General features: G+C 70.2%; 8 protein-coding genes. 2 read left to right on the top strand and 6 right to left on the bottom strand.

Annotation, left to right across the window (positions count from 1 at the left end):
* The first annotated feature begins 180 nt into the window (after positions 1 to 180).
* Positions 181 to 1,695, top strand: coding sequence for a lipopolysaccharide biosynthesis protein (locus ACK4K7_RS16150; protein WP_431867541.1), 1,515 nt, complete (start codon positions 181 to 183; stop codon positions 1,693 to 1,695).
* 2 nt (positions 1,696 to 1,697) lie between these two features.
* Here the strand turns inward: ACK4K7_RS16150 and ACK4K7_RS16155 are convergent, their stop codons facing one another.
* Together ACK4K7_RS16155 and ACK4K7_RS16160 are read right to left on the bottom strand one after the other, a co-directional pair.
* Positions 1,698 to 2,126: a CBS domain-containing protein gene (locus ACK4K7_RS16155; protein ID WP_431867542.1), complete on the bottom strand. Its 429-nt coding sequence runs from the start codon at positions 2,124 to 2,126 to the stop codon at positions 1,698 to 1,700.
* 79 nt (positions 2,127 to 2,205) lie between these two features.
* A complete protein-coding gene (locus tag ACK4K7_RS16160; protein WP_431867543.1) occupies positions 2,206 to 2,442 on the bottom strand; it encodes a KTSC domain-containing protein in 237 nt (78 codons plus the stop codon).
* 114 nt (positions 2,443 to 2,556) lie between these two features.
* Between ACK4K7_RS16160 and ACK4K7_RS16165 the strand changes: the two genes are divergently transcribed.
* Positions 2,557 to 3,147, top strand: a complete 591-nt coding sequence (locus ACK4K7_RS16165) for a YdeI/OmpD-associated family protein (protein WP_431867545.1) — start codon at positions 2,557 to 2,559, stop codon at positions 3,145 to 3,147.
* Positions 3,148 to 3,180: 33 nt separating this feature from the next.
* Here ACK4K7_RS16165 and ACK4K7_RS16170 read toward each other — a convergent pair whose 3' ends face one another.
* From ACK4K7_RS16170 to argS, 4 genes are read right to left on the bottom strand one after another with little or no spacing between them, the layout of a single operon-like run.
* Positions 3,181 to 3,642 (bottom strand): hypothetical protein, encoded by a 462-nt coding sequence (locus tag ACK4K7_RS16170; RefSeq protein ID WP_431867546.1) that lies wholly within the window; start codon positions 3,640 to 3,642, stop codon positions 3,181 to 3,183.
* Positions 3,643 to 3,694: 52 nt separating this feature from the next.
* Positions 3,695 to 4,117 (bottom strand): VOC family protein, encoded by a 423-nt coding sequence (locus tag ACK4K7_RS16175; protein ID WP_431867547.1) that lies wholly within the window; start codon positions 4,115 to 4,117, stop codon positions 3,695 to 3,697.
* A 1-nt stretch (position 4,118) separates the two neighbouring features.
* Positions 4,119 to 4,820: an SPOR domain-containing protein gene (locus ACK4K7_RS16180; protein WP_431867549.1), complete on the bottom strand. Its 702-nt coding sequence runs from the start codon at positions 4,818 to 4,820 to the stop codon at positions 4,119 to 4,121.
* Positions 4,820 to 6,550, bottom strand: a complete 1,731-nt coding sequence (gene argS / locus ACK4K7_RS16185) for an arginine--tRNA ligase (protein WP_431867551.1) — start codon at positions 6,548 to 6,550, stop codon at positions 4,820 to 4,822. Before argS ends, ACK4K7_RS16180 begins: the two co-directional genes overlap by 1 nt.
* Between the last annotated feature and the right edge of the window lie 313 nt (positions 6,551 to 6,863).

Here is a 6,863-nt window from a genome sequence, read left to right on the forward strand (position 1 = left end):
AGAGGCGGATCCCGGGAAAATCGAAAATTCCCGAAACCTTCCAAACAGTTGCAGGCACAAGCCCCAACCGCCGGAGCCGCCATATGGGCCGGACGCACCGGCCCGTCAAGAAGGCGACGGCAATTCCGGAAAGCCGCCGGTTCAACGCGGGCTTAACCCCTGCCCGCTAGAAGGCGCGCGATGCACGAGGAGCAGACAGCAGGCGTCGGCGCGGAACGGCGGATCGGCCAGATCGAGGGGCCGGGCTTCGCCGAGCGCGTGAAGGGCGCGATCATCTGGCGATCCGGCAGCCAGATCGTGGCGCAGGTCCTCACCTGGGGATCGACCTTCCTCGTCATCCGCATGCTCTCGCCGTCCGATTACGGCCTGTTCGCGATGACGCAGGTGGTGCTGATGCTGCTCACCCTGCTCAACGGCTACGGCTTCGCGAGCGCGCTCATCCAGTCCGAATCGATCGACCGCCAGCGGGTGCGCCAGGCGTTCGGGATGCTGCTGCTGCTGAACGGCGCGCTGGCCGCGGCGCAGATCGCGCTGGCGCCGCTCGCCGCGGCCTATTTCCGCCAGCCGATCGTCGCCGACCTGCTGCGCGTCCAGGCGCTCTTCTACCTGTCGACGCCGTTCATCGCCCTTCCCAACGCGCTGCTCAGCCGGGAGATGGATTTCCGCAAGCAGGCGAAGGTCAATTTCGCCTCGGCGCTGGCCGGGGCCGGCACGGCGCTCGCCTGCGCCTGGCTCGGCTGGGGCGTCTGGACCCTAGTCGCGGCGCCGATGGCCTTGTGGTGGACCCGCGCGATCGGCATGACGATCGCGGCGCGCTCGCTGGTCTGGCCGAGCTTCCGCTTCAAGGGGGCGGGCCATCTGTTCCGCTTCGGCGGGGCGATGATGGCGATCCAGCTCTTCTGGTTCATCCAGGTCCAGGCGGACGTGATGATCGCCGGCCGCGTGCTCGATCCGCACCAGCTCGGCATCTACACCACCGCCTTGTTCCTGACCCAGATCCTGGCGACCAAGTTCGTGCCGCCGCTGAACGAGGTCGCCTTCGCCGCCTATTCGCGCATCCAGGGCGAGCGGCAGAGGATGAGCCTGGCCTTTTTGAAGGCGGTGCGGCTGATCATGCTGGTCAGCCTGCCCTTCTATCTCGGCCTCGCCGCCACCGCCGAGCCGCTGGTGCTGACCTTCCTCGGCCCCAAATGGGCGGAGACGATCGCGATCGTTCCGCTGCTCGCGCTCGCCATGCCGGTGTTCACGCTGCAGATCCTGTTCGCGCCGGCCACCAACGCGCTCGGCCGGCCGGGCATCGCGCTGCGCACCGGCGCGGTCGCGGCGACGGTGATGCCGCTCGCCTTCCTGAGCGGGATCGGCTGGGGCATCGAGGGGCTGGCTTATGCCTGGCTGGGCGGGATTATCGTCATCACGGCGGCGACGCTGGCGCTGTCGCTGCCGCCGCTCGGGGTGACGCTCGGCCAACTCGGCCGTTCGCTGGCGCCGGGCGTGGTCGCGGCGACGGCCATGGCGCTGGGCGTCGCGGCGCTCGACACGCTGCTGCCGCCGATGGCGCCGCAGCCGCGCTTCGCGATCCTGCTGGCGTTCGGCGGCCTGCTCTATGCGGGGGGGATCCTGCTGTTCGCGCGCAGCCTGGCCGAGGAGGTGGCGGCTTTGTTCCGATCCCGCGGGCCGGCCGCTCCCGCCCTCTGAGATCAGGCGCTCTGGATATAGTCGCGCATCGCCGCGGCTTCGGCCTCGATCTTGTCCATGCGATATTTGACGAGATCGCCGATCGACACGATGCCGATCAGCCGGCCGCCGTCGACCACCGGCAGGTGGCGGATGCGCCGCCTGGTCATCAGCGACAGGGCGCCCAGCACCGAATCGGTCGGCTCCGCGGTGATCGCCGGCGCGGTCATCACCCGCTCCACCGGCCAGTCGAGCACGGCCGCGCCGTCCTGGCGCAGGCAATAGACGATGTCGCGTTCGGACATGATGCCGGCGACCGCCCCGTCCTTCAGCACCGGGACCGCGCCGATGCGATGTTCGGCGAGCAGCGCCACCGCCTCGCGCACCGGCGTGTCGCAGGCGACGGTGCTGACGTCCGGCCCCTTGTCCTTCAGGATGGCGGCGATCGACATCTCGCGTCTCCCTGCGGCGATTCGGAGGTCATGATCACATGCCCTCCCCCCAAATGGAAGGGCAGGATCGGCGGCGCGTTCAGGCGGGACGGAAGCGGCGCCGCTCCGGATCGGGCAGGCAGCGGTAGCGGCCCTTGATGCAGGCGTTGAAATAGCGCCCCGCCGATCCGGCCTTCCTCAGCGCCTCGTACACCGCCCGCGGCACGCCCAGATAGATGTAGCGGCCGGTTTCGCGGAACCAGATGCTGAGCGCCGCCGCCTCCTCGTCATAGGCGATCCGTTCGATGACGCTGGACTTGAGGCGGGCGGCGCGCATGATCCCCTCGCGGCGATGGAATCGGGCGGGAGCGCATGGCCGAATCGGCCGTTCCGCGCCGCGCGGCGACCCGAATCGACGGCGCGCCGGAACGAGTCGGACGAGGAGAAGAGGATGAAGCGGGACGAGCGGGTCGACGCCTATATCGCGCGCCAGGCGGACTTCGCCCGGCCGATCCTCGCGCATCTGCGCGACGCCGTGCACGCGGCCTGCCCCGACGCGGAGGAGACGCTGAAATGGGGGATGCCCGCCTTCCTCTACAAAGGCGGAATCCTCGCCACCATGGCCGCCTTCAAGCGCCACGCGAGCTTCGGCTTCTGGCGCGGCGGCGAGGTGGTGGGAGAGGAGAAGCAGGACGGCATGGGCCAGTTCGGCCGCATCGCCGCGATCGAGGACCTGCCCGAACCGGCGGCGCTCGCCGCGATGATCGAGAAAGCGGCGGCGCTGGTCGACGAGGGCGCGAAGGCGCCGCGCGCCAGGTCCGTCAAGGCGCCGCTCGAGACTCCGGCCGACCTGCGCGCCGCGATCGACGCCGTGCCGGCGGCCGCGGCCACCTTCGACGCCTTTCCTCCGAGCTGCCGGCGCGACTATGTCGAATGGGTGGTGGACGCGAAGCGGCCGGAGACGCGCGCCAAGCGCATCGCCCAGGCGGCCGAATGGCTGGCCGAAGGCAAGCGCCGCCACTGGAAATATGAGAAATGCTGAAGGCGCGGGGATCGCCCCCGCGCCTTCGCCTCGTCACTGGCCGGTCTGGTTGCCCGCGGGCGGCGCGGCGGCGTTGCCGGCTGCGGCGCCGGGCTCGCTTAGCTGGTTCGATTCGGGGCCGAGCACGTTGCCGCCGACGCCGAGCTCCGCATCCTCGGCCGAGCGCATCACCTGCGCCACGCCGTCATTGGCGATGATCACCTTCCACACCGAATCGCCGCGGCAGCGCACCTGCCAGACCGGGAAGCCCTGCTCCTCGCCCGCCTGGGTGGAGCTTTCGACCTGCTGGCATTCGTTGCCATGGCCGGCGTCCTGGAGGGCGCGGATGAAGACGGCGTTGCGCTGACCCTCCGGCATGGCGGCGAGCTGCTGCTGATATTCCGCGGAATCCGGCACGTCGATCGCCACATTTTCCGGGGTCGCGGGGCCGCCGGGGCCGCACGCCGCCAGCGCCATGATCATCGCCAATCCCGTTCCGGCCAAGGCCTTGCGCATCGTCTCCTCCATTTCGGTTACGAACCGACAATGTGCGAAGCCGCGCTTGGTTTCACTCGGCGTCGGACCAGACCGCCAGTTCGTTGCCGGCGGGGTCGAGGAAGTGGAAGCGCCGGCCGCCCGGAAAGGCGAAGATCGGCTGGACGATTTCGCCGCCCGCCTGCGTCACCCGCGCCTCCGCGGCCTCGAGATCGGCGGCATAAAGGATGACGAGGGCGCCGCCGCGCGGCGGCCGCTCCGGCTCGCCGCGCAGGCCGCCGTCGATGCCGGCGCCGTGGAAGGACGCGTAATCAGGGCCGTAATCGGTGAAGGTCCAGCCGAAGGCGCGGCCGTAGAACTGCTTCGCGGCGGGGATGTCCGCCGCCGGAAGCTCGATATAGTCGATCCCGTTCTCGTTGCGCGGCATTGCGGCTTCTCCCGGCATGACGAGGCAGAAAGCGAGCGCCGCGGCGAGCCAGGCGCGCCGCGCCGTCACCTCAGCCGACGACGACGCAGCTCTCGCCCGCCACCTGCAGCCGGCGGCACAAGGCCGCGGCGTCAGGCCCGCTGGCGCGGAGCCGGTAGAGGGTGCGCCCGCCCGATTCGACCGGCGTCACCGAATGGCTGAGCGGCGCGAGATAGGTGAAGCGGCCCGACAGCGCCCGCCAGGCGGTGTTCGCCGCCGCCTGGCTGGAAAAGGCGCCGAGCTGGATCGACCCGCCCGGGCCCGCGGGCTGGGCCGGCTGTTGCTGGGCGGGCTGCTGCTGCGCCGCCGGCGGCTGCGGCTGGGCGGCGGCCTGCTGCTGACCCGGAGCGGGCTGCGGCTGGGCCTGGGGCGGCTGCTGGGTGACGGGCGCTTCGGGCACGGCGTCGATATTGATATTGCCCTGCGGGTCGGCGCCGGCGCTGGCGGCGTGCGACACGTCGCCTTCGCCTTCCACCGGCATGCCGCCGGGGCTGTCCGGCGCGACCTTGTAGTCGCCTTCCGGCGCGGCGATCAGCTGCTCCTCGGCGTCGGCGCCGCGGTTGCCGAGCCAGAACAGGCCGCCGACGATGAGCCCGATCGCGACCAGGCCGATCACGACCGCGGCGAGCAGCTTGGCGGCGGACGGACCGTCGCCGTCCTCGTCATCCTCGACCGCTTCGAGCCAGGGGAGGCGGTCCTCGTCGCCGGGCTCGTCCACGCGGGTGTCGGTCATCACTGCATCTCCTCCGCGGCCGTCACGCCCATGATCGCGAGGCCATTGCGGATGATTTGCCCGATTGCGGAAGCGAGTTCCAGCCGCGTGCGTGTCAATTCGGGATAGTGTGCCACAAGGAAACGCCTGCCCGGATCATCGTTACCCTTGTTCCATTGCGCGTGGAACGCGGCGGCGAGGTCGTTGAGATAGAAGGCGATCCGGTGCGGCTCGCGCGCCGCGGCGGCGCTTTCGACGATGCGCGGAAATTGCGCGCCGAGCCTCACCAGGGCCAGTTCGTCCTCGTCGAGCAGTCCCAGCTGTGCCGTTTCGGGAAGACCGGGCATTTCCTCCGCCGCCCGCCGGTGGAGCGAGCGGATGCGGGCATGGGCATATTGGACGTAGAAGACAGGATTGTCGCGCGAGGCTTCCACCACCTTGGCGAAATCGAAGTCCATCTGCGCGTCGGCCTTGCGCGTCAGCATGGTGAAGCGGACGACGTCCTTGCCGACTTCGTTCACCACGTCGGCCAGCGTCACGAAATTGCCGGCGCGCTTCGACATCTTGACCGGCTCGCCGGCGCGGAGCAGCCGCACCATCTGGACGAGCTTCACGTCGAACGGCGTCCTGCCCTCGGTGAGCGCCGCCACCGCCGCCTTGATGCGCTTCACCGTCCCGGCATGGTCCGCGCCCCAGATGTCGATCAGCTGGTCGGCGTTACGCGCCTTCTGGAAATGATAGGCGAGGTCGCCGCCGAAATAGGTCCAGCTGCCGTCCGATTTCCTGACGGGGCGGTCCTGGTCGTCGCCGAAGGCGGTCGCCTTGAACAAGGTGAGCTCGACCGGCTCCCAATCCTCCGGAGTCTCGCCTTTGGGCGCCTCCAGCACGCCCTCGTAGATGAGGCCGCGCGCGCGCAGCCACTCGACCGCCTGGTCGGCGAGCCCGCGCGCATGCACCTCCGCTTCGGACGCGAAGACGTCGTGGTGGATACCGAGGAGAGCGAGGTCGGCGCGGATCATCTCCATCATCGCCGCGACCGCCGTCCCGCGGAACAGCGCGAGCCACTCCTCCTCCGGCGCCGCGACGAAGCGGTCGCCATGCTCCGCCGCCAGCGCGGCGCCGACCGGCTTCAGATAGTCGCCCGGATAGAGGCCTTCCGGGATGTCGCCGATCTCCTCGCCCAGCGCCTCGCGGTAGCGCAGGTGCGCCGAGCGGGCGAGGACGTCGACCTGACCGCCGGCGTCGTTCACATAATATTCCCGGATCACCTTGTGCCCGGCATATTCCAGCAGGCTCGCCAGCGCATCGCCCACCACCGCGCCGCGGCAATGGCCCATATGCATCGGCCCGGTCGGGTTGGCGGAGACATATTCGACGTTGACGGTCTGGCCCCGCCCCTTGTCGGAGCGGCCGTAATCGCCGCCCGCGGCAAGGATGGCGCCGAGCTCCGCTTCCCACACGGCGCGGACGAGGCGGATGTTGATGAAGCCCGGGCCGGCGATCTCCACCGCCTCCACTTCGTCCAGCGCCTCGAGCCGCGGCGCGATCAGCCCGGCGAGCGCGCGCGGATTGGTGCCGGCGCGCTTGGCGAGCACCATCGCCGCGTTGCTGGCGAGATCGCCATGCGCCGGATCGCGCGGCGGCTCCACCGCCACCGCCTCGCGCGCGATCCCGGCGGGCAGCGCGCCTTCGGCTTCAAGCGTGTCGAGGATCGCGTCGATATGCGCGGAAAAGCGGGCGTAGAGGGTCACGTTCATCTTCCGGATGCAGGGAAAGCCGCGCCTTAGCGGAGGACGCGGCACATTTGAAGCGGCGGCCGCCGCCCTGCCTCTCCGAGGCGAACGCGTCTACAAGCTCCAGCGGAGCTTCCGGACGGCTCGCCCCGGAGACCCGCTCACCCCAGGAAGTCGGCGGCGGTGAGGATGTGTCCCCCGGTGGCGGTCACGGCGATGACGAGGTCGGCCGCGGCGTTGCCGTTGACGTCGCCTTCCACGATCCAGCGCCCGTCCTGCTGCCAGGCGCGCAGCTCGCCTGCCTTGCCGCTGAACGCGGCCGCGCCGATGA

Source organism: Allosphingosinicella sp. (assembly GCF_046295735.1).
In the GTDB taxonomy this organism is placed as follows: Bacteria; Pseudomonadota; Alphaproteobacteria; order Sphingomonadales; family Sphingomonadaceae; genus Allosphingosinicella.

What these genes read in the sequence shown, in the direction of transcription:
- ACK4K7_RS16150 (WP_431867541.1), top strand. Translation starts at nt 181, where the DNA reads ATGCACGAGGAGCAGACAGCAGGCGTCGGCGCGGAACGGCGGATCGGC.
- ACK4K7_RS16155 (WP_431867542.1), bottom strand. Translation starts at nt 2,126, where the DNA reads ATGTCGATCGCCGCCATCCTGAAGGACAAGGGGCCGGACGTCAGCACC.
- ACK4K7_RS16160 (WP_431867543.1), bottom strand. Translation starts at nt 2,442, where the DNA reads ATGCGCGCCGCCCGCCTCAAGTCCAGCGTCATCGAACGGATCGCCTAT.
- ACK4K7_RS16165 (WP_431867545.1), top strand. Translation starts at nt 2,557, where the DNA reads ATGAAGCGGGACGAGCGGGTCGACGCCTATATCGCGCGCCAGGCGGAC.
- ACK4K7_RS16170 (WP_431867546.1), bottom strand. Translation starts at nt 3,642, where the DNA reads ATGCGCAAGGCCTTGGCCGGAACGGGATTGGCGATGATCATGGCGCTG.
- ACK4K7_RS16180 (WP_431867549.1), bottom strand. Translation starts at nt 4,820, where the DNA reads ATGACCGACACCCGCGTGGACGAGCCCGGCGACGAGGACCGCCTCCCC.